General features: G+C 41.1%; 15 protein-coding genes. 5 read left to right on the forward strand and 10 right to left on the reverse strand.

Going from position 1 to position 23253, the window contains the following annotated elements:
* Window positions 1-17: 17 nt before the first annotated feature.
* Both AB5443_RS01715 and AB5443_RS01720 read right to left on the reverse strand, forming a co-directional pair.
* On the reverse strand, window positions 18-1553 hold the full coding sequence (locus tag AB5443_RS01715) for a RagB/SusD family nutrient uptake outer membrane protein (RefSeq protein ID WP_195406946.1): 1536 nt from the start codon (window positions 1551-1553) through the stop codon (window positions 18-20).
* 17 nt (window positions 1554-1570) lie between these two features.
* Entirely contained in the window at window positions 1571-4513 is a 2943-nt protein-coding gene (locus tag AB5443_RS01720; RefSeq protein ID WP_277130856.1) for a TonB-dependent receptor, read from the reverse strand.
* Window positions 4514-5167: 654 nt separating this feature from the next.
* Here AB5443_RS01720 and AB5443_RS01725 point away from each other — a divergent pair.
* Complete coding sequence (locus AB5443_RS01725; protein WP_277130858.1) at window positions 5168-7093, forward strand: NAD(+) synthase; 1926 nt, start codon at window positions 5168-5170, stop codon at window positions 7091-7093.
* A 449-nt stretch (window positions 7094-7542) separates the two neighbouring features.
* Here AB5443_RS01725 and AB5443_RS01730 read toward each other — a convergent pair whose 3' ends face one another.
* The 8 genes from AB5443_RS01730 to AB5443_RS01765 form a co-directional block, all read right to left on the reverse strand.
* Window positions 7543-8094: a dual specificity protein phosphatase family protein gene (locus AB5443_RS01730; RefSeq protein WP_022139548.1), complete on the reverse strand. Its 552-nt coding sequence runs from the start codon at window positions 8092-8094 to the stop codon at window positions 7543-7545.
* Between the two features lie 16 nt (window positions 8095-8110).
* A complete protein-coding gene (gene hisB / locus AB5443_RS01735; RefSeq protein WP_022139549.1) occupies window positions 8111-9235 on the reverse strand; it encodes a bifunctional histidinol-phosphatase/imidazoleglycerol-phosphate dehydratase HisB in 1125 nt (374 codons plus the stop codon).
* Window positions 9236-9238: 3 nt separating this feature from the next.
* Window positions 9239-10279, reverse strand: coding sequence for a histidinol-phosphate transaminase (hisC, locus tag AB5443_RS01740; protein ID WP_044656286.1), 1041 nt, complete (start codon window positions 10277-10279; stop codon window positions 9239-9241).
* A gap of 17 nt (window positions 10280-10296) precedes the next feature.
* The gene (gene hisD / locus AB5443_RS01745; RefSeq protein WP_022139551.1) at window positions 10297-11586 is read right to left on the reverse strand and encodes a histidinol dehydrogenase; all 1290 of its coding nucleotides are present in this window, start codon (window positions 11584-11586) and stop codon (window positions 10297-10299) included.
* A gap of 100 nt (window positions 11587-11686) precedes the next feature.
* Window positions 11687-12538 carry an ATP phosphoribosyltransferase gene (hisG, locus tag AB5443_RS01750; protein ID WP_022139552.1) on the reverse strand — a complete coding sequence of 284 codons (852 nt, stop codon included), beginning with the start codon at window positions 12536-12538 and terminating at the stop codon, window positions 11687-11689.
* A gap of 254 nt (window positions 12539-12792) precedes the next feature.
* Window positions 12793-13284, reverse strand: coding sequence for a PaaI family thioesterase (locus AB5443_RS01755; RefSeq protein WP_022139553.1), 492 nt, complete (start codon window positions 13282-13284; stop codon window positions 12793-12795).
* Between the two features lie 71 nt (window positions 13285-13355).
* Window positions 13356-15260 carry a fimbrillin family protein gene (locus AB5443_RS01760; RefSeq protein ID WP_022139554.1) on the reverse strand — a complete coding sequence of 635 codons (1905 nt, stop codon included), beginning with the start codon at window positions 15258-15260 and terminating at the stop codon, window positions 13356-13358.
* 302 nt (window positions 15261-15562) lie between these two features.
* Window positions 15563-16216, reverse strand: coding sequence for a DUF2490 domain-containing protein (locus AB5443_RS01765; protein WP_277130864.1), 654 nt, complete (start codon window positions 16214-16216; stop codon window positions 15563-15565).
* 175 nt (window positions 16217-16391) lie between these two features.
* Here AB5443_RS01765 and AB5443_RS01770 point away from each other — a divergent pair, with 175 nt between their 5' ends.
* The 4 genes from AB5443_RS01770 (at window position 16392) to AB5443_RS01785 (ending at window position 23238) form a co-directional block, all read left to right on the forward strand.
* Entirely contained in the window at window positions 16392-16994 is a 603-nt protein-coding gene (locus AB5443_RS01770; RefSeq protein ID WP_277130866.1) for an RNA polymerase sigma-70 factor, read from the forward strand.
* A 126-nt stretch (window positions 16995-17120) separates the two neighbouring features.
* Window positions 17121-18098, forward strand: coding sequence for a FecR family protein (locus AB5443_RS01775; RefSeq protein ID WP_044656621.1), 978 nt, complete (start codon window positions 17121-17123; stop codon window positions 18096-18098).
* A 271-nt stretch (window positions 18099-18369) separates the two neighbouring features.
* Window positions 18370-21639: a TonB-dependent receptor gene (locus AB5443_RS01780; protein WP_044655848.1), complete on the forward strand. Its 3270-nt coding sequence runs from the start codon at window positions 18370-18372 to the stop codon at window positions 21637-21639.
* 12 nt (window positions 21640-21651) lie between these two features.
* Window positions 21652-23238, forward strand: a complete 1587-nt coding sequence (locus AB5443_RS01785; protein ID WP_024987732.1) for a RagB/SusD family nutrient uptake outer membrane protein — start codon at window positions 21652-21654, stop codon at window positions 23236-23238.
* Window positions 23239-23253 lie beyond the last annotated feature (15 nt).

Below are 23253 nucleotides of genomic sequence, written 5' to 3' on the forward strand. Positions count from 1 at the left end.
TATCGTATGTTTTAATCTTATTTATTACTTTCATTCGGCTCTATTTGCGATCCGGGAGCATCCAATTCATGTTGCGGTATCGGCCACACAAATAAGGGATCGTCCGCTTCTACCTTCAATCTGTCACCAGTTGACAAAGACTGGTCTTGCGGCTTGCGCTCGAATCCTTTGTGCCAGCGTTTCAAATCATGAAGACGGAAACCTTCCATATAAAGTTCTTTCACGCGTTCGGATTCGATGACCTCCATTGCATTAGACTCACTCATTGGGGTTGATCCGCCATAAGAGGAATATCGCGCGGTACGCAGTGTTGTGATATCTTTTCCTGCACGGTTATAGTCAGGCTGTTCCTTTTGTACGTAAGCCTCAGCACGTATCAGATATTGTTCTGACAGGCGCAAAACTTTAGGCATGGAAACATGAAGAATATTAGCAGCAATAAAATCCTTATTGCCGGCATACTTGACCAGCAAAGGCCATGAAAGATGATGGCTAAAACTGGTAGTATGCGATTCGAAGAAAGTAGAGGCACGCAAATCATTCATATTATAAGCACTGAGCACCCAACTGGCCGGAACATAGTCCGGACGATAATTCACATGATCGTAATTTAAGAAAATCAATCCCAGTTTGCCTCCATAAGAATTGACGGTAAAACCCACTTTCCAAATAGCTTCTGTAGACATGTCATTTGTCCACATATACTTATAATAACTGACTCCGGATGAAATTGCACGAGTACAACTAGCCAACAGATAGTATCCGCTATCTATAACTTTACTGGAGTACTTGATAGCTTCATCCCACTTCCTCATATAAAGAGCAACACGTGCACGTAAAGCATATACAGTATATTCATTAAAGTATGTAGCATTATTAAACAAAGCCACATCAACAGACGGATCATAATCTTTATCCAACTCCAGCAACTTAGCTGCCCGGTCAAGATCTTCAAGAATAAACTCATATGAAGCTTTCAACGAAGAACGTTTCATTTCTTCGTCGCCTTGATAATGTTTCGTCAAGATAACCCCTAACTGATTAGCAGCATCTTCATCACTTTCATAGGCTTTACAAAAAAGCTTCACCAATTCAGAGTAAGCAAGCGCACGGGCAAAATAAGCTTCACCACAATACTGGTCGAGCTTGTCCAAATCATTATCATCGGTTGTATTATTTCTCACTCCGTCTACACGGTCGAGCATAAAGTTACAACGATTGATCACATCATAAAGTCCGGCATAAACAGCCTCGATACTTGTATTTGTTGCCAGAATGTCTTTCCAGCGCCAAATATCTCCGTATGTATTCGTATTTCCGTTGATACCATACACAAGATCGGTCTGCAAATCAGGAAGTATGGTGAGATTACCGGAATACAGAGCACTATTCTTGAATGCGTCGTAAATACCGATAACTGCCAGATTTACATCATCCACCGTTTGAATGGCATCATCAAAAGGTATAGAGTCCTCCGGCATCTTATCCAAACAGGAAGTGGCGGAAAGAGCCACAGCAGCCATCAGGATATATAATTTAAATTTCTTAATCATCTTTCTTTATTATACTATTAGAATGAAATGTCAATACCCAAAGTAAACTGACGTGAAGCTGGATATTGTGCTCTATACACATTAGATGCCACTTCCGGATCAAGTCCTGTAAAACCTGTCCAAGTAAACAAATTCTGTCCCTGCAAATAAACACGTGCTGACGTGAAGAAATGAGTTTTGCTCAACAATGATTGCGGAAGCGCATAAGCTAGCGTCAAGTTTTTTAAACGAAGGAATGAAGAGTTCTCAAGAAAACGGTCATCAAGTTGAGCCGTCACTCCGTAACGGGGAATATCCGTAATGTCGCCCGGTTTTTTCCAACGATCATACAATAGTCTTCTTGATTGATTGTAAGCACTATAAAGTCCGTTACTTTCTTCGAAGAAGCGGTCATTATTCATCACATATCTTTTAGCCATCCAACTGAACTGAGCTGATAATGAAAGCCCTTTCCACATTAGGGTTGTGCCAAAGCCGCCTGCCCAAGGGGAGTCAAAAGTTTTACCAGTCATTACTTTGTCTTCTTCACGATATTCTGTTGTCAGTTCTCCATCCGCTGTGTACCACAAAGCGTCCCCATTGGCCGGATTCACTCCTGCATAACGGTTCATGAAATACTCATGAACGGGATGTCCTACTACGTATTTCAATCCGGTAGTGGAGTTTACATATTCTTCCACGCCATTATACAGTTCCAATAGTTTATTCTTATTGTAGGATACGTTTGCGCTCAGATTCCAGGTGAAGTCTTTTGTACGTATTACATCTCCGTCAATTGCAATTTCCACTCCTCGATTCATCATAGCGCCAATGTTGTCCCAACGATTACCGACACCAGTAATAGCATACGATTGAGGAACTAACATCAACATATTAGTAGTCTTTTTATGATAAAAATCGACGTTCAAATTGGCTCTATTGAAAAAGCTCAAACTTAAACCGATATTGTTTGCCCAAGTTTGTTCCCAGCTTAATTCTTCATTCCCACTTTGTGTAGGATATATACCGGCTTCATCATTATAGTTAGCATTACCGGAAACCAGCGCCAAATGATCATAATAAGGAATTTCCGAATTACCTGAAGTACCTGTGCTTAACTTAATCTGTGCGGTCGTGAGCCATTCTATGTCTTTAAGGAAAGCCTCATTCTTGATATTCCACATAAAACCTAACGACCAGAACATTCCCCAACGGTGGTCTTTACCAAAACGGGAAGAAGCATCTGTACGTGCAGCAACTTCCGCATAATATAACTCTTTATAGTTATACTCTCCACGAAAGAAAAAAGACAAGTATGAATAAGCACTATTTGAATCCGGCCACGAGATAGCACGAGTTCCGGAAAGCAGGTTGGTAAGACGGTCATTATTCTGTCCTTGTGTAGTTACCTGAAATCCGGTTGAACGATAGTCTATACCTTCTTGTCCCAACAAAAAGTTCAATGAATGATTGTCATTCAAAGCCCATCGGTAATTGGCTGTAAGAGTTTCACTCAAACTAAGAATATCAGATGAACTACGTCCGGCCTTACCTGATTTATTATTAATTATGTAACTCGGGAAAGATTGCATGAAAGCTGTAGAATGTGCATAATCTGCAGCAAACTGTGCACGAATGGTTAAATCCCTAATCGGAGTAACTTCCGCGAAAACAGTAGACAATAATTTGTATTTTTCATATTTTACAGGATTATTCGCCATCCATTCTATCGGGTTCTGTCCGGTTCCTGTCCAGGTTCCATCGTTTTCGGAAGCCAAAGAGCCGTCAGCATTATAAGGATTCCAGTAAGGCAACATAAAACGAGAGCCGGAAATAGGTGTATAAAGCGCCGGTTCTCCCTCTTCAGCCTGTGCTATTTCTTCGTATGCCATCATCGTATTAGTGCCTATTTTTAACCAGTTGCTAGCTTTCACTTCCGCATTGGCACGCATATTATAGCGACGAAAATTTGAGCTTTGTGCAATACCTTCCTGATCATAGAATCCTCCGGAAACAAAATAATTCAAGCGGTCGGTGGCGCGATTAACTGACAATTCATAACTCTGCAAAGGAGCACGATCATTAAATACTTCATCTAGCCAATTTACATCCGTACGAGACAACAAGTTATAATCCTTTCCCGTATCTAAACCTATTTCTTTTTCAAACTGGATACGTTCCGGAGTATTCATCACTACCCAATTGTCATCTGAAGCCAATTGTGAAAAACCCCATTGCGCACGCATGGTTACTTTTGCCTTGTCAATAGCCAAACCACGTTTGGAAGTAATTACTACCACACCGTTCGCTGCACGGGCACCGTAAATAGAGGTTGATGAAGCATCTTTCAACACAGAGATAGACTCTATATCGCCCGGACTGATTGTATTAAAATCAGCGCTGGAAATAGGTACACCATCCAATATAAACAACGGAGATGTACCCGAATTGATAGAATTGGTACCTCGAAGCTGAAAAACAGCTGCCTTACTTGGTTCTCCCGAATTAGAGATTACCGTTAACCCGGGAGTCTGTCCTTGCAACGACTGATCAAAACCGGCCGCAGGTACATTTTCCATTTTTTCAGCCTTTACAGTAGATACGGCACCGGCAATCGTTCCTTTCTTACGTGTACCATACGCTACTACCACCACTTCGTCTATTAACGCTGCGTCTGAAAGCAAACGAATGTTTAACGTGCCAGTGTTAGCATTGACCACATGTTGTTGAGATTGCATACCGACATAAGAAAACAACAAAGTAACACTTGCTGTCCCCTTAATCTCAAGAGTATAATTACCATCTATATCGGTAATTACTCCGTTTGTTGTACCTTTCTCCAAAACGGACACACCGATCATCGGCTGGTTATCTTCCGCCGAAATGATGTGTCCTTTTACCTGATATCCGCCCTGTGCGAAAAGCAACAGGGGGATATTCGTCAGAGTAAAGAGTACAAACAAGAGAATTGATTTTCTCATCTTTGATACTTAAATTAAAATTAATGAAATTGATTTATTTTATAGATTTGTCTACAAGTGAAATACGCGTATTCCATTTTCACTCAAGAAATAATAATACGCTCCTCTCCCACAGGTCAACTCTCAAAGCATAACTTTTTTTTGACCTTGGGCAGGATATTTTCTCTAAAAACAAAATAGGGAATACTAACTTGGCAAATTCTTAATATTACGCCAAATATCCAAATAGATTTTTCGTGTTACCGCTGTGTGAATTAAATGTATGACCATCTGCTCTCCTAAGTTATAAATTAAACACTAATATTACTTGTCCTGTTTAAGTGCTATATATTTCTAAATATGTTCTTTTTCGCTACAAATATAAATATTATAGTTAAATAAAAGAAACAAAATGTCGCATATTTTATACTAAATTTCCACATATATCTTTTTGTCACATATTTAAGTATATACAAACCAATTGAGGAACAAGCAAAAGAATAATTATTCAACAAATAGAATATTAACTTTCATTTTGACAATTCATTTAATTGTTTAAACAACAGTAGCACTAGTGATGTAAAATACCCCATAGAAAGGATTCACTATAGAAAAGATAAATATTCAAAACTATTTTCCTATTTTTGCACCCACTATATATAAATAAGGTATAAGATGAACTACGGATTCGTGAAAGTAGCAGCGGCCGTGCCACATATAAAAGTGGCTGACTGTAAATTCAATGTAGAGAGAATAGAAAGTCTGATTGCAGTGGCTGAAGGAAAAGGAGTGCAAATCATTATTTTCCCGGAAATGAGTATTACCGGATATACTTGCGGTGACTTATTCGGTCAACAACTTTTGTTGGAAGAGGCTGAAATGGGATTAATGCAGATCCTGAATAATACACGCCAATTGGACATCATTTCTATTGTCGGTATGCCGGTAGTTGCCAATTCTACGGTTATCAATAGTGCGGTAGTTATTCAGAAAGGAAAAGTATTGGGTGTTGCAGCCAAGACTTATCTGCCCAACTATAAAGAGTTCTATGAACAACGTTGGTTCACATCCGCCCTTCAGCTTACAACTGATAATGTACGTTTGTGCGGACAGATTGTTCCTATAGGGGCTAACCTGCTTTTTGAAACTTCAGATACTACTTTCGGAATTGAAGTTTGTGAAGATCTCTGGGCTACAATTCCACCCAGCTCTTCACTTGCATTGCAAGGAGCGGAAATTCTATTTAATATGTCGGCAGATAATGAGGGTATCGGAAAACATAATTATCTGTGTTCTCTTATCAGCCAGCAATCTGCACGCTGTATCGCAGGATATGTATTTTCATCTTGCGGTTTCGGAGAGTCTACTACAGATGTAGTCTTTGCCGGAAACGGATTGATTTACGAAAATGGTAGTCTTCTTGCACGTAGCGAGCGATTCAGTATGGAAGAACAACTTATAATCAGCGAGATTGATGTGGAACGCATACGCGCAGAACGTAGAATCAATACGACTTTCGCTGCCAACCAAGCTAATTTCGAAGGCAAAAAGGCGGTTTCTATCGCAACGGAATTTGTGAATAGTAAAGAGCTGACTTTAACCCGGAACTTCAATGCTCATCCTTTTGTACCGCAGGGCAATGAGTTAAATGAACATTGTGAAGAAGTTTTTTCCATTCAAGTGGCAGGACTGGCACAACGGCTCGTCCATACCGGAGCCAAGACTGCTGTAGTAGGCATTTCCGGCGGACTGGATTCAACATTGGCTTTACTAGTCTGCGTGAAGACTTTCGACAAACTGGGATTATCAAGAAAAGGGATTCTCGGAATTACAATGCCCGGCTTCGGAACGACTGACCGGACTTATCATAATGCTATTGACTTGATGAAGTCATTAGGCATATCTATCCGTGAAATCAGTATCAAAGATGCCTGTATCCAGCATTTCAAAGATATAGACCATGATGTAAACGTACATGATGTCACTTATGAAAACTCACAGGCACGCGAACGTACGCAAATTTTAATGGATGTTGCCAACCAGACTTGGGGAATGGTAATAGGTACAGGAGACTTATCGGAACTCGCTTTGGGATGGGCGACTTACAATGGTGACCATATGTCTATGTACGGTGTCAATGCAAGCGTACCTAAAACGCTCGTGAAATATCTGGTACAATGGGTGGCAGAAAATGGTGTGGATGAGGATTCTAAAGCTACACTACTTGATATAGTAGACACTCCTATCAGCCCGGAACTTATTCCGGCAGATGAAAATGGAGAAATCAAGCAAAAGACCGAGGATTTGGTAGGCCCTTACGAACTGCATGACTTCTTTCTTTATTATTTCCTGCGTTTCGGTTTCCGTCCTTCCAAGATTTATTACCTGGCAAGTGCCGCATTCAAAGACTGTTATGACGAAGAGACAATTAAGAAATGGTTATCCATTTTCTTCCGTCGTTTCTTCAATCAGCAGTTCAAACGTTCATGCCTGCCTGACGGACCGAAAGTCGGTAGTATTTCTATCAGTCCGAGAGGGGATTGGCGAATGCCGAGTGATGCCAGTTCAGCTATGTGGCTTAAAGAAATAGAGAACTTATAATCTTCTTGATAGACAGTTTATTTTGGCAGGTATTTTTGTTTGCGACATTTTTGTATTTATTTTAAGTATTATAGGGGGAAAAACAAAAATGTCACAGCGCTATATATCAAGTATTTAAGTCTAAAAATAGGCTCATTTTAAGGAAAGTTCACAAAAAACATGCGGTTGTTTTTGACTTTTTGGAGAGAAAAACTGCATTTTTCATATAACATACTATATTACAGAGCGTTACCATCTTTTATGAATAACTAGTCGGACAGACTTGTGCAACTGAAGAGTTACACAAGTCTGTCCGGCTAGTTGCTCAAGTCCATTTGCACCGTTACACAAGTGCAACAGGATAATACTAGCTGTTGAATTAGCTAATAGATGAGGAGAAAACATTAATTCATGCCATAGAAGTTTCTAATTCTTCCTTATGATTCGACTAAATCATACAGTCAATTGAATTATTGCATCACCTCTTTTTTTATTCGCTCTATATCCGCTTCTTTGATTCTTCGAATTATATTTTTATAAATACGGTGAAAACCAAAACCTCCTTCAGTCATTTCGTGAATTGCATCTTCTTTGGAGACATTCTGAAATACAATGCGATAGAGCGCACAAACAGCTCCTGTACGGTCGGAACCATGATGACAATGGATTACAATTGGCGCTTTACGGTTCTTTATGATACGCAATGCCCTTATTAATTGCTCCTCACTGACTGAATGCGCCTTCATCTTTACCCGATGAAGTTTCACGGCTGTACCTGCCGCTTCATCATCGTCACTATGCCTGTTACGGAGATTTAGGGACTCTTTGATTCCATATTTTTCAAGAGCTTTAAAATCAACAGATGAAGGCTGTTCCGAACGATATACTCCCGAATCTATCTTATACAAATTGGCCAGTTCACTATCAGGAAGAATAACCTTCTCTGCTTTCAGGTTTTGGCTGAAAACAGAGACAGAGAAAATGATTCCTAAAAACAGGATCAACAAGATTCGTTTCTGCATAAATTTTCGTATTTACTCAAAGCACACCTTTACTGGATGGAAGCTCAAAATGATAGATATCTCTTTTGAGTGCCATTTTTAAAGCACGGGCTAATGCTTTAAAGATTCCTTCTATCTTATGATGTTCATTCTGCCCTTCAGCCTTGATGTTCAGATTCATTTTTGCGACATCACTCAATGACTTAAAGAAATGTAGGAACATTTCAGTCGGCATCTCCCCTATCTTCTCGCGTTTGAACTCCGCATCCCATACCAACCAGGGGCGGCCACCAAAATCCAGGCATACCTGGCAAAGACAATCGTCCATCGGCAAAGCATATCCATAACGTTCAATTCCCCGTTTGCTGCCCAAAGCCTGATAGATACAGTCTCCCAAAGCAATAGCAGTATCTTCGATAGTATGATGTTCGTCTACTTCCAAGTCTCCTTTTACACGAATCGTTAAATCCATACCGGAGTGTTTTCCAATCTGTTCGAGCATATGGTCGAAGAAGCCAAGACCAGTGGAAATATCGCAAGTACCGTTTCCATCAAGGTTCAGAGCTACATATATATCCGTCTCTTTAGTTGTGCGACGTACTTCCGCTTTCCGCTCACCGGCAAACAGGAATTCGGCTATCTGATCCCAGTCTGTTGTGGCGAGAGCGCAAACGTCTTCCAGTCCTTTTTCTTTCAGACTTTCTGTTGAATCTTGTAGATAGATGGCACGGCAACCCAGATTTTTGGCAAGTTCCACATCTGTAGGACGGTCACCGATAACAAAACTTCCAGGCAGATCGTATTCAGGATTATTCAGATATTTCGTCAACATTCCGGTACGTGGTTTACGTGTCGGCGCATTATCTTCAGGGAAACTACGGTCTATCAGTATTTCATCAAAAGTAATTCCCTCGCCTTCCAATGTTTTAAGCATCAGGTTATGGGCAGGCCAGAATGTTTCTTCCGGAAAGGATGATGTACCCAGTCCGTCCTGATTGGTGACCATTGCAAATTCGAAATCGAGTTTACTACGGATAAAGCCCAAATTACGGAATACTTTCGGATAGAATTCCAATTTCTCCAAAGAGTCGAGTTGATAGTCAACTGGCGGCTCAATAACCAGCGTTCCGTCTCTGTCTATAAATAAAACTTTTTTCTTCATAATCTATCCCGGGTATTTTTTAAGGGCTTCCAATAGGGTGTTATTCTCTGTACGAGTACCAACCGTCACACGCAAACAGTTGCAGCAGAGTGAAACGGTATGACGATTGCGGACAATAATCCCCTCGCCTACCAAATAATTATAGATTTTCACTGCATCCGTCACTTTAGCCAAAAAGAAATTAGCATCGGATGGAAATAACTTAATGGTACATGGAAGTTTTTCAAACTCTTCTTCCAAATAATCGCGTTCTTCCTTCAATGTCTTTACCCAACGTTCTATCTCATAATGCTTATGAAGCATACTGATAGCCTGCTGTTGAGTGAGTTGGTTAACGTTATAGGGATATTTGATTTTACTCAAAATGCCAATGATATCTTCGGATGCAAAAGCCATTCCCAAACGGATAGCGGCACATCCCCAAGCTTTGGAGAATGTCTGGAATACAACAAGATTAGGATATTTATCCAACTCTTCCAGAAAAGAGGGGGCTTTGGAGAAATCATTGTAAGCCTCATCCAGCATCACCAGTCCTTCAAACCGATTCAGAATCTTTTCTATTTCGGAACGAAGCAGGTCGTTTCCTGTCGGATTATTGGGCGAGCAAAGAAAAATAAGTTTGGTATGTTCGTCTGTAGCAGCCATTAACTTATCAGCAGAGAACTGGAAGTCATCATCCAATAGCACTTTCCGGTATTCAACGTTGTTCACATCTGCACAAACCTGATACATCCCATAAGTAGGGTCGATAGCCACTACATTATCCTTGCCCGGTTCGCAGAAAGCACGAAAGACCAAATCAATGGCTTCGTCGCTACCATTTCCCAAGAAAATATGTTCGGGAGATACTTTCTTGATTTTCGACAGCAGCGTTTTCAGTTCGCATTGCATAGGATCCGGATAACGGTTATGAGGCGTATTGTACGGATTCTCATTGGCATCCAAAAAGACAGAAGCTGTCACTCCTTTATATTCATCACGGGCCGAAGAGTATGGTTTTAGTTTCCAAATGTTCGGGCGGGTTAGTTCTTGTAACGTTTTCACTTCTTTGATTTTTTAAGTTATGAGTTCTGAATAGCTTTGAGACGGACAGTAACTGCGTTCTTATGCGCATCCAAAAGTTCGTTAGCTGCCATTTCTTCAATAGCCGGACCAATGGCTTTTATTCCTGCCGGAAGAATTTCCTGGAATGTAATCTTGCGGATGAAACTATCGAGGCTTACACCGCTATATGCTTTGGCATATCCGTTGGTCGGCAAAGTATGGTTAGTACCCGAAGCATAATCACCTGCACTTTCGGGAGTTAATGAGCCGAGGAATACAGAACCGGCATTGGTGACACGTTCTGCCACTTCCAAATAGTTTTCTGTCTCGATGATTAAGTGTTCGGGCGCATAAGCATTGGTTAATTCCAGTGCTTCATCCAAATCCTTCACTAAGATTAGTTTGCTGTTTTCCAACGATTTTGCAGCTATCTCACGACGGGGTAATTCTGCCAGTTGACGTTCCACTTCTACCATCACTTCTGTTTGGAGTTCCTCGGAAGTTGTTATCAACATGGCCTGGCTGTCGACTCCGTGCTCTGCCTGAGACAGTAAATCTGCTGCCACGAAAACCGGATTTGCGGATGCGTCAGCCAATACTTCTACTTCGGAAGGGCCGGCAGGCATATCAATGGCAACATCACGTAGACTTACCAATTGCTTTGCTGCTGTCACATACTGATTTCCGGGGCCAAAGATTTTATAGACTTTTGGCACGCTTTCTGTTCCGTAAGCCATGGCAGCAATCGCTTGTACACCACCTGCCTTGAAGATTTTACTAACTCCTGCCAGTTGGGCGGCAAAGAGAATGGCAGGGTGGATATTCCCATTTTTATCGGGGGGAGTACAAAGTACGATTTCCTTGCATCCTGCTATTTTGGCAGGAACAGCGAGCATCAATACGGTTGAGAACAGCGGGGCTGTTCCTCCCGGAATGTATAGCCCGACCTTTTCAATGCCCACGGCTTTTTGCCAACAGGTTACGCCATTCATCGTTTCCACCTTCTTTCCCACAAAACGTTGGGAAGAGTGAAAGGTTTCAATATTTTGTTTTGCCAGGGAGATGGCGGCTTTCAGTTCATCACTTACTAATGTTTCGGCAACCTGCACTTCTTCAGGAGTCACTGCAAGCGCAGACAAAGTAACTTTATCAAAGGCGGCTTCATATTCCAGTACAGCTTTGTCACCCTCTGCCCTTACCTTACTTATAATGGTACGAACCGTATCGAACAGGTTCTCCGTATTCAGTGCCGGACGTTTCAAGAGTTCTGCCCATTGCTCTTTTGATGGATACTTAATTAATTTCATAGTTTATATTTTATTAGGCACAGATTTCACGGATAACACAGATAATGCAGTCACTAACCTCAGATACCGCGTAATCTGTGTAATCCGTGCCTATATATATTTATACAATCATCTTTTCAATCGGCAGTACCAAAATGCCTTCTGCTCCCAGTGCTTTGAGTTTTCCGATAATTTCCCAAAAACGTTTTTCGTCAAGTACTGTATGAACGGAACACCAGCCTTCTTGTGCCAATGGCATTACGGTAGGGCTCTTCATACCCGGCAATACAGCGATAATTTCTTCCAGTTTGTCTTTCGGGGCATTCATCAATACGTATTTTTTATCTTCGGCAGTTTTTACAGCGTTCATACGGAACAAGAGTTCTTCCAACACTGCTTTTTTCTCATCGCTCATGTTTTTGTTACCAATCAACAAAGCTTCCGATTTCATCACTACCTCTACTTCTTTCAGGCGATTGCTGACTAAAGTAGAACCGGAACTTACAATATCAAAAATAGCATCAGCCAATCCGATGCCCGGAGACACTTCCACCGAACCGGTAATGACATGGATTTCTGCATTCACACCATTCTTTTTCAAGAAGTTGCGAAGGATAACAGGATATGAGGTCGCAATCTTCTTTCCGTTGAACCATGACAGGCCGGGATATTCCAAATCTTTCGGCATTGCCAATGACAAACGGCACTTACTGAATCCCAAACGTTTGATGATTTCCGCGTCTTCTTCTTTTTCCATAAATTCGTTCTCACCGACAATCCCCAAATCAGCCACTCCGGTAGCTACCGTCTGTGGTATATCGTCATCACGAAGAAAAAGAACTTCGATGGGGAAATTAGGAGATTGCACTAATAAAGTACGTTTGGTAGTGCTCAACTTGATATCCGATTCTTCTAAAAGTGCCATTGTCTCTTCGAAGAGACGTCCTTTGGCTTGTACTGCGATTCTTAACATGATCTTATTTAATTATTTATTATTAATTACTATCCGAATGAGAAAATAAAAAAAGGCTTACCGTATTCGGCAAGCCTTCGTTATCGTTATATAGAGTATACACAATATCATCTACGCCCACCGAGTTATTCGTTAGGAAAATGATGATGATGATGTGTAGCTGTATATTTCATATTTCTTTTATTAACTGCGACAAAAGTAAAGTATTTGTTTGATACTACCAAACATTTATCACAAAAACTTGAGTTTTCATTTCAAATTAAAGGTAATATCTCTTCCGGTTCAACATCACATTTCAGAAAATGCATTTCACTTTTCGCCTTTTCCTGTGAGAATGTAAAGTAAGTACAAAGGGCTTCCGTACATACTTCACCATCCTTGTTATATAGCTTCGCCTCAATAATAACAATGTTCCGCTTTATTTCTTTAATGGATGCACGCAACACGACATGAGAATCTTTCGTATCAATTGGCTTCCGGTAGCGAGTCTCCATTTTCGAAGTGACCCCTGTTGTCTGTAACTTACGAAGTATCACCCATGCGCAAATCTCATCCAACAAAACAGCTTGAATACCACCGTGCAATGTATCAATCCACCCCTGATATTCAGGACGGGGTTTCCAGATGCTCACGATTTCATCACCGTCTTCGTAAAATTCCATTCTCACTCCGGCTTCATTATTTGGTGCACAGCCGAAACAGTTGTACCCTTCCAAACCTTTCCAGGGATTTATTATCTTCTTCATGGTTCTCTCTTTTTTAGTTTTTCTTCCCAAATATAAGCAAAATATGAAAAGGAAGAATGATTTCCGCTAATTTACTTTCGGATACAACGAATTGCAAAAGCTTTTTTCTCGACACCCGGAGCAGACTTTCCAATCGTATTTTCATCACTTTTCAGGTAAAAGATATCATCGGCTATTGCTGTATTTGTATCATCCAATGTCCAATATGCCAAATGCTTGCCTGCAAATATATTCTGATTCGGTTCAACCCACATGCCTATAGGAGCTGCATTGAAACCTGACAAATTATTAGCCGGTTGTGCTGTCTCTCCTGTTTTAAGTGGTAACCAGGTTCCTGATTTCAGTAAAGAAGCATCCCCTTTTAGATAAGTATTCAAAAGATCCCAATCCCCTTTATTCGGTATGTTCCAATGTGCAGGTAAGAAATTAGCTGATAACGCAACACTAGCTGTATAAAAATGATGTTCCGCACCGGATTGCAAATACCCGACAGCATTTTCAGTCACAGCATCTAACTTAGGAAGTTCGTCACCATTCACGTACAAGGCAGTTTCCAAATTATCCCGCATCCAATATTGAGTTCCAATCTTCACCAATGGATAATTATGAATCATCCCGCCACGTACATCGCGGGCAACGTCTTCTAATGCCAATACAGATAATACATTATCTGCTACTGCTACCGACAATGAAATTTTTCCATCTGCCAGCACATAAACATTATTACGAGCCGCCAAGTTCCCGACAGTATAAGTCAAAGAATTATCTTCCACATTCCATGAAACACTTCCACCATGAACCTTACCTGATTTACCTAATAGTTGAGCCACAATTCCTTGTGATAAATCAACACTTCCATCTTCTTTCATCGGATAAGCAACAATCGCCTGGGAAGAAAGTTCTGGAGTAACCAAATACTCCTTACATATTTCAGCAACTTGTTTTCCTGAATTTAGTATCTTATATATATTCGATTTTTCAAAAGTCAGTTTTGATACATCTACATATTTATGAAGAGTTACCGATTCACTCTGATCTACTTCAGTTCCGTCCCAATCGCCGATTTCTCCACTGACTTTGCTCATTAATATATCTTCATCCGCTACAAATGTTATTTCCAATTCTCTCTGTTTACCACTTTTCAATTGTAAAGAGGCAGGCAACAGGCTAGTATATGGCTTTCCTCCGGCTTCCAATGCTATATACTGGTATCCAACCGTCGCTTCCTGCGGTATCAGAATAAGTTCTTTTCCTACCAACCGACCGCCTTTTATTTCCCATTCGCCCGCAGGAGTAATTTCCTTTTCTTCGGAATAAGCAGAGAAAGTATTTTTTTGAAAATCGTAAATAGCCTTAGTATAAAAGCCACTGACAGAAAGTGTCGGCTTGGCAGATAACATATCTTCTACATTTTCTCCTTCACCGGGAACAAGAGTTATCTTTAAACGGAAAAATTGATGATTATAAGTCAGGGGCACAGCTTCTTTACTAGCCAATACATCTTCTTTAGAAGCAACCAGAAAATCCGAATGTGAATAATCTTCAGGCTTATTCTGACTTGTAGCAACCGATACTTGCATGGTGCTTTCGCCCATTGGTACTCCTTTTTCCTGGTATGGATAATAACTGATTAAATTCAATGTCACTCCATCGTCCGGATAATAAACCGACTCGTCTGATACAAATTCACCATTGGAAGAACGTACAAAATGAAGATTATCTGCATAACGTTCTTCCTGCATTGTAGTATTCCCCGCAAGTGCGAACAAGCCAACCTCATCCCCTTCTTCAAAATTATTATTTGCCACACGAGTATTGACTATTTCGTGAATATCAGCAATAAATTTCAATGGAATATCTCCATTATTGATTATTTCCCCCTCTTCTTCTGAAATGCGATTTACACAAGCTGTCAACGAAACAGAACACAGAATAAACAAACCTACTCCCACAAATAGGCCATGACATGTTTTCATTTTTAGTATTTATTAGTTCAAACAAGAAATCTCTGATTGAGCAGAAGAATGACATAAAAGGAAGTGTTAGCTTCGGTTATGAGACATTATACAACACGTCTGTTGTCACTGTAGAATCGTTAATTTCAGCATTCCATTTTGAAATGCGGAAGCGAAAGTACATATTATAGTTGAAACTAGCTATATTTTAATTAAGAAATCTTTATCTATATTTTTAACTAACGAATAATCAACAACTTAGAAATCTACATATATTTAACCAACTTAAAGTCAGACCTTATTATATAAGAAAACAACCATTTTCAGAAAGAATAAACCACTTCTATACCGACAATATGTTTCCCCCGTGAAGATTCATACTGGTAACAATAAAACGCATCCAGCGACCAGCGTTTGGCCAAATCAATTTCTACTCCCGGACGATAGCGCATTCGAGCCGCCCTCCAAAAAGAAGCATCATCCAGACTTTGATAAATCTCGAGAGAGAAGTAAGGCGAAACAATCCCTTTTGCGGGTGCATAAGCTAATTTTAAACGGGAACGCAAACGGGTTTCCGAATCTCCACGGTCAAAAGTCTGCTGAAACCTTTCCCGCAAGGAGACTTTCAACCACTGATAACGAAAACTTGCAACTGCACTGATATGATAACGATGTCTTGACTTCCAGTCCGAATCTCCCAAATTACGAAAATGAGTTTCATATCCGACACCGAAATTCAAGAAAGAATATGCATGGTAAACTCCGCCAACGGTTAATCCCCAACGATCCATCCTGCTCATATCATCTTTCGTACGCAATTCCAAATCACCGGAAACCGAAAATCGAGAATCTATCTTATGATTCACTTTGAACTTGGTCCATGTAGTGAAATCATCACTTTGTGCCCATACAGAGGATACCAGTCCAACTAATAAAACAAACAGCCAAGCCTTAGCATTAAATAATATTCTACTCATTGATTATCGGGTTAAAATTGCAAAGATAGCAAATTATCTCCGGCAAAGAAAAATCATGATACTGAAATAAATCTGAAAAAGATTAGCTACTTCTTTCCTTTTTTATTTCCCGGATTTTACGTACGTTTGTGACAATCTAAGCAATCCCTTTGTGAATTGAAACCTAAAATGCTATATGTGCGCAACAAATATTCCCGGTAATGAACGTTCGCTTGTCATCCGTCTGATAGCCGGAGATGAGGATGCATTCTGTGAACTTTATGCGGCTTATAAAAATCGCCTGATATATTTTGCCATGCGTTTCCTTAAATCACGCGAATATGCTGAAGACATCTTTCAGGACGCCTTCACTGTGATTTGGGAAAGTCGCCGTTTTATTAATCCGGACGCCTCTTTTTCTTCTTATCTATATACAATCATGCGCAACCGGATTCTGAACCAGTTGCGTGAACTGGCAAGTGAAGACCGGCTGAAAGAACAGATTCTATCACAAGCTATAGACTATAGCAATGAGACAAACAATACAATCATTGCTAATGATTTACAAAGACTTGTATCCCAAGCACTGGAACAGCTGACTTCCCGCCAACGGGAAATATTCGAAATGAGCCGTGAAAAACAAATGTCTCACAAAGAAATTGCAGAAGCGTTGGGAATTTCTGTCAATACTGTACAAGAGCATATCTCATCTTCATTACGTTCACTTCGTACGTATTTGGAGAAACACTCCATTACCGGCACTGACCTTATCTTGCTCCTTATCTGCCTCAATCTTTAGCGGAAGACAGCTTCTCATGAAGTTGATGGTTAAAGGAAGTTAACTATACCCCAGATACTCTTTTCCTTTGTGTACTAATTATACAAAGGGGAAAATAAGATATCCCCGAACTCTAAATAACAGAATATGAAGAATACAGAAAATAACAAGAACTTATATCGTCGCTATCTGGATGATCTCTATACCACAGAGGATGCCCGGGAAATACTGAACAGCTTGCACCACCCGGATAATCATGAAACACTCGACGAGTTGTCTTCTGATGTGTGGGAAGAAGCGGCAACACAGCAACCTCTCACTGATCTTGAACGGGAACACTATAAACGGGAAGCACGCCAATTATTGAAACGCATAGAACATAAAAAACGTACTTGGCTGCGTCGTATCGCAGTTGCTGCCATCAGCACAGCAGCAATCGTTTGTCTTGTACTAGGCGGAATTCATTATCTGGAACATCTGAATGAACGACAGACTATCTATCTGGAAGCCTCAACCTCTTATGGCGAACGTAAACAGATTCTTCTGCCCGACGGCACCCAACTGACACTAAATTCATGTTCACATGTACGGTATCCGAATAGTTTCAAAGGAGAAGAACGTAAAATAGTACTGGAAGGTGAAGGATATTTTCAAGTATACAGAAATGAGGAACAGCCTTTTATTGTCAGTACCCGCCGTTTCGATGTACGTGTATTGGGAACCTGCTTTGACATAAAATCCTATTCTTCTGATGAAATTGTTTCTGTAGAGGTGGAAAGCGGAAAGGTACAAGTGGACTTGCCGGAAGCAATGATGCGGTTAAAAGGCAAGGAACAGGTACTTATCAATACCATTTCGGGCGAATACAGCAAACGACGCGAAGAGCGCCCGGTGGCGATATGGAAAAAAGGCGGACTGCGTTTCAACAGTACTCCGATACGTGACGTGGCAAAGGAGCTGGAGCGAATGTACAATTGCCGCATTACATTTGCCGATGGTAAATTCAATAATCTGATTTCCGGAGAGCACGACAATAAGAGCCTGGAAGCAGTTCTTCAATCTATCGAATATACAAGTGGTATCCGGTATAAAAAAGAAGGAAACTGCATATTGTTATATAAATAGCAAAAAGATGTTAATCACACCCTAGCATATAATCTATCGTGTGTATTACTTTATAGAACCTTGAATATTAAACTTATAATTCTAAAAAAAAATTATATTATGAAAGCACCCGGTTAATCCCATTTCAGAAAAATAGGAGCCGTCTCTCAGAGAAGCCCCTATTCCGTAATCCGGACGGATATTCATTCGTTTCGACCCGTGTGAATAACGTATCGCGCATTACGAACCTTTGTTTTAAATAATCTATTCAATTACTAAAACGTACAAATTTATGAATAATCTTCCTAATATAAAAAGGAAAGGCAGGAATGTACATTCATTTTTAGCTTTTTTACTATTCGTATGCTTGTCATCATTGCCTTATTACACACAGGCGCAGGAAAAGAAAAACATTACGCTGGATGTCAAGAATGAAACCGTAGAAAATGTATTCAATCAATTAAGCAAGCAGACCGGCTACAAATTCTTTTATGACCAGGAAATTGTGAATGCTGCTCCACGCATTTCAATCAAAGCACGCAACAGCTCATTAGAAAATATTCTGAGCAAGATAACGGTACAGACCAATTTATATTTCAATAGGAAAAACAATACCATCTCCGTCGGCAAACAAAAAAGTCGGGAAACAATAAAGTCTACAAGAACCAAAACAGTCAACGGAACAGTTACAGACCAGAACGGTGAACCCATTATCGGTGCCAATGTATTAGTAAAAGGTACGACGAACGGTATCATTACCGATATTAACGGAAACTACTCTTTGGCAAACGTAACCGAAGACGCTACTATTCAGTTCTCATACATCGGATATCAAACAACCGAAGTTAAAGCTAACAGTAAAGAGTTAGCGCGCATCATACTAAAAGAAGACAGCGAACTGCTGGACGAAGTAATAGTAGTAGGTTACGGCGTACAGAAACGCAGTGACGTCACCGGTGCTATTTCTTCCGTAACTTCCGAGAAACTGAATGCCACACCCTCTTCCAGCTTGGGTGAAATGCTGAGAGGACAAGCTGCCGGTGTACAAGTCACCATGGCTAATGCCGCGCCCGGTGGAAGTTCAAACATTCTGATTCGGGGACGGCGTTCCCTTTCCGGTGGAAATGACCCTCTTTATATTGTGGACGGTGTTCCAATGAGCAGTATAGATGATATAAACTCCAACGATATAGCATCGCTCGAAGTTCTGAAAGACGCCTCTTCACAATCAATCTATGGTGCACGCGCCGCCAACGGTGTCATACTGATTACTACCAAACGGGGAAAGACCGGAAAGATGAAAATCAGTTATAACACTTACGCTGCTTCACAAAGTATTCATAAGAACTTTGAGTTTTACAATGGAGAAGAATGGGCTGCTTTACGTAAGGAAGCATACTACAATGCCAATCTTAGTTATGATGAAGCCGACTGTTTCAGAGGATTGATGCTCGACGTGCTCAAATCAGGAGAATATGTTGACTGGGAAAAACTAATGATAAGCTCCGCCTGGCAACAAAAGCACGATATTCTAATCCAATCCGGCGGGGACAAAACAAAATACGCCCTGGGACTGGGATATTTTGACCAGAACGGTATGGTTCCTAATTCAGGATTCCAGCGTTTGAGCGGACGATTGAACATCGACCACAAACTACTGAAAAACCTGACAATAGGTACGAACTTCTTATACACCAAATCATGGAAGAAAACAGCCGACGGCTCCTTCAATTCATTTATCACCATGCCGCCTCTGGCAAAAGTATATAATGACGACGGTTCATTGCGTGAAGATGTAACCGAAGCCGGGGAGTCTCATTACAACCCCTTATGGAATATCGACTACTCAAACAATAAAAGCCAGACAGACCGGTTATTGATAAACTTCTTCGTAGACTGGAAAATCACAAAAGACTTGTCATATCGTGCCAACGGAAGTTTGAATACCAGAACCGTCCATAGCAACACGTATCAGGGAACGAAGCACACGACCGGACGCAACAACAATGGAAAAGCGACTGCCGGAACCAGTTTCTCCAATGACTACCTGTTCGAGAATATAGTCAACTATGTGAAGGATTTCAATAAGAATCATCATTTCGACGCAACCTTTATGCAAAGTGTGAATGTCATTGAATGGAAGAGTTTAGGAATAAACGGCACAGGATTTGCGAATGACGACTTGACCTACAATGCAATAGGTTCCGCCAATGAATATGGTACTCCTACCTGGCAATTGTCTGACAGAAAACTTTTATCATTCTTAGGACGTGTGAGATACAACCTGTTCGAGAAATACTTATTCACCTTCGCTTTACGCGTGGACGGCTCTTCGGTTTTCGGGAAAAATAATAAATATGGTTATTTCCCCTCAGGAGCTTTTGCCTGGCGGATAAATGAAGAGTCCTTCTTGAAAGAAGCCAAATGGTTGTCCAACCTGAAACTCCGTCTAAGTTACGGTGCGGTGGGTAATCAAGGAGTCAATCCTTATAAATCACTTGGCTTGACTGACAGGTACCTGACTGAATTCGGAGATAAAACAGTCATCGGATACCTGCCCGGAACAGAATTGACCAATCCTAACTTGAAATGGGAAACGTCCACTTCCGGGAATATCGGACTTGATTTCGGATTCTTCAACGGAAGAATCAATGGTACGATAGAATACTATACTACCAAGACTACCGACCTGCTTGTCACCAAGTCTATCCCGAGCTCACTGGGATATTCCACCCAGACCGTGAATCTGGCGGAAATGAAGAATAATGGTATCGAAATAACGCTGAATACCACTCCCGTCAAAATCAAAGATTTCAGATGGGATGTCAACTTCACTTTCACCAAGAACAAAAATGAAATAAAAAAGATAGACGGACAAGTCGATGAGAATGGAAAACCGCTTGATGACGTGAACAACAAATGGTTTGTCGGATATCCGATGAATGTATATTACGACTATGTATTTGACGGCATCTGGCAAAAAGATGACGATATCGCCAATTCTCATATGCCGACAGCTACTCCGGGTAGCATCAAACTGCGGGATGTGAACAACGACAATCAGATAACAGCCGATGACAGAGTAGTGATGCAACGTGACCCCAAATGGATAGGTACGGTCGGCACATCTTTCAACTATAAGGGATTCGACTTATCTGCCGACTTGTATATCTCTCATGGTGGGACAATCTACAACCCTTATCTGACCACATTCGAGAATGGTGGCGACTTGACTGCCAAGCGGAACGGTATCCGACGCAATTACTGGACACAGAATAACCCGTCTAATGAAGCCCCTGCGCCCAACATGACGCAAGCACCCGCATACATCAGTTCATTGGGCTATCAGGATGCATCATATGTCCGTCTGCGAAACGTTACTTTCGGATACAATTTTCCCCGTGCACTTATCAGCAAAGCATACATGCAAAGTCTGAGACTCTATATGACACTGTCTAACTTCTGGACGAAAACCGACGTACAGGCTTACGGCCCGGAACAGACTCCGGGAGATTATCCCGAACCCAGGACTGTATTATTTGGATTGAATGTGACATTTTAATAAGGTAAAATCATGAAAAAGAGTATATTATTTATATTTACAGCCTGCTTCCTCTTTACTACTTCCTGCTCCGACTTCCTGGACGAAGAACATAAGACGAAGTATAGCTCCGAATACGTATTCGGAACACCGGAAGGGCTAAAGCTCGCTGTCAATGCACTATACGCATTGCAACGTAACTATGCAAATGATACTGAGAACTCCACCATCTTTGCTTTGGAAAGAGGTACGGATTTAGCCGTAACCAACGGTGGAACCGGTAACTTTTACGGCATCTATGACCCTAATTATTTAAAGCCGTCTGCTTATCAGGTAGGATTTATGTGGCGCACGATGTACCAAATCATAGGCAAAGCCAATGAAATAATTGCTGCCGCCGAGGATTTGGAAGACACCCCTTCACTACGGGCCACCGTTTCAGAAGCAAAGTGTTTCAGAGCACAGTCTTATTTTCTGCTTTATCGCACATTCGACAGGATATGGCTGAATGTACTGCCGACTACTGCTGAAAACGTCAACGACCCGAGAGATTTTCATGCTGCTTCCGAGAAAGAGGTGTTCGACCTGATTTACGAAGATTTGGAGTATGCCATTACAAACCTCGATTGGGTATCTGATGAAGCGGGACGGTTCACCCAAGCTGCCGCCCGTCATATGAAAGCCAAAGCAGCATTATGGCTCAAAGACTGGGATACGACTTTGGAACAAGTGGAAGAAATTGAGAAATCCGGCCATTTTGACTTGATTGCACTGAATGAAGTTTTCAATGCCGGGGACTTGAACCATAAAGAAGCGCTGATGGTGCAACAATGGAGCAAAAATCCGGGCGGCAACTTATCCAGTGCCAGTCCGAAAGGTAATTACTTTGCCGCCTATTTCATCGCACAGTATCGCACAGAAATCGGTGGAACCGCAGAATATGCCTGTTCTTATGACAACTGGGGATATACTTACGGAAGATGTCTCCCCAGCCCCTATTTATTCTCACTGTATGACAAAGCTAAGGACAAACGTTATCAGGAGTACTATATACACCAGTACAAGAATACTACTGATAAGAACATCTCATACGGTTCGGCTACAGTAAAACCCGGAGATTATTTTCCACTATATAAGAACGGAAGCATCAATAAATATGTATATCCGGGATGCATCAAGTATGGGGATAAATGGACGCGCACCGCTTCTGAGACACGCAGCTATAAGGATGTGATAGTATACCGTCTTGCCGAGTCCTATATAATGGCGGCCGAAGCAGCCTTGATGAAGAATGACCAGACGTTAGCCAAATACTATTTCAACAAAACGTGGGAAAGAGCCGGAAACGATAAATTCACCGGTGTGCTCACTATGAAAGACATTATGGACGAGCAAGCTCGCGAACTGTCTTTCGAAGGCGACAGATGGTATTTCCTGAAACGTCTTGGAATACTTATTGAGCAAGTCAAGGCATATGCCGGGGACCCGGAAATACCTGCATCTATTCTCGGACGTAATAATCTGCCTGCCAACCCTCACTTTGTGAGATGGCCGATACCCGAAGCGGAAGTCATCAATATGGGAGCCGAAAACTTTCCGCAAAATATTGGATACAAATAATCACTGAAAAACATA

It is taken from the genome of Bacteroides sp. RTP21281st1_H5_RTP21281_210402 (assembly GCF_040918965.1).
Taxonomy (GTDB): domain Bacteria; phylum Bacteroidota; class Bacteroidia; order Bacteroidales; family Bacteroidaceae; genus Bacteroides; species Bacteroides congonensis.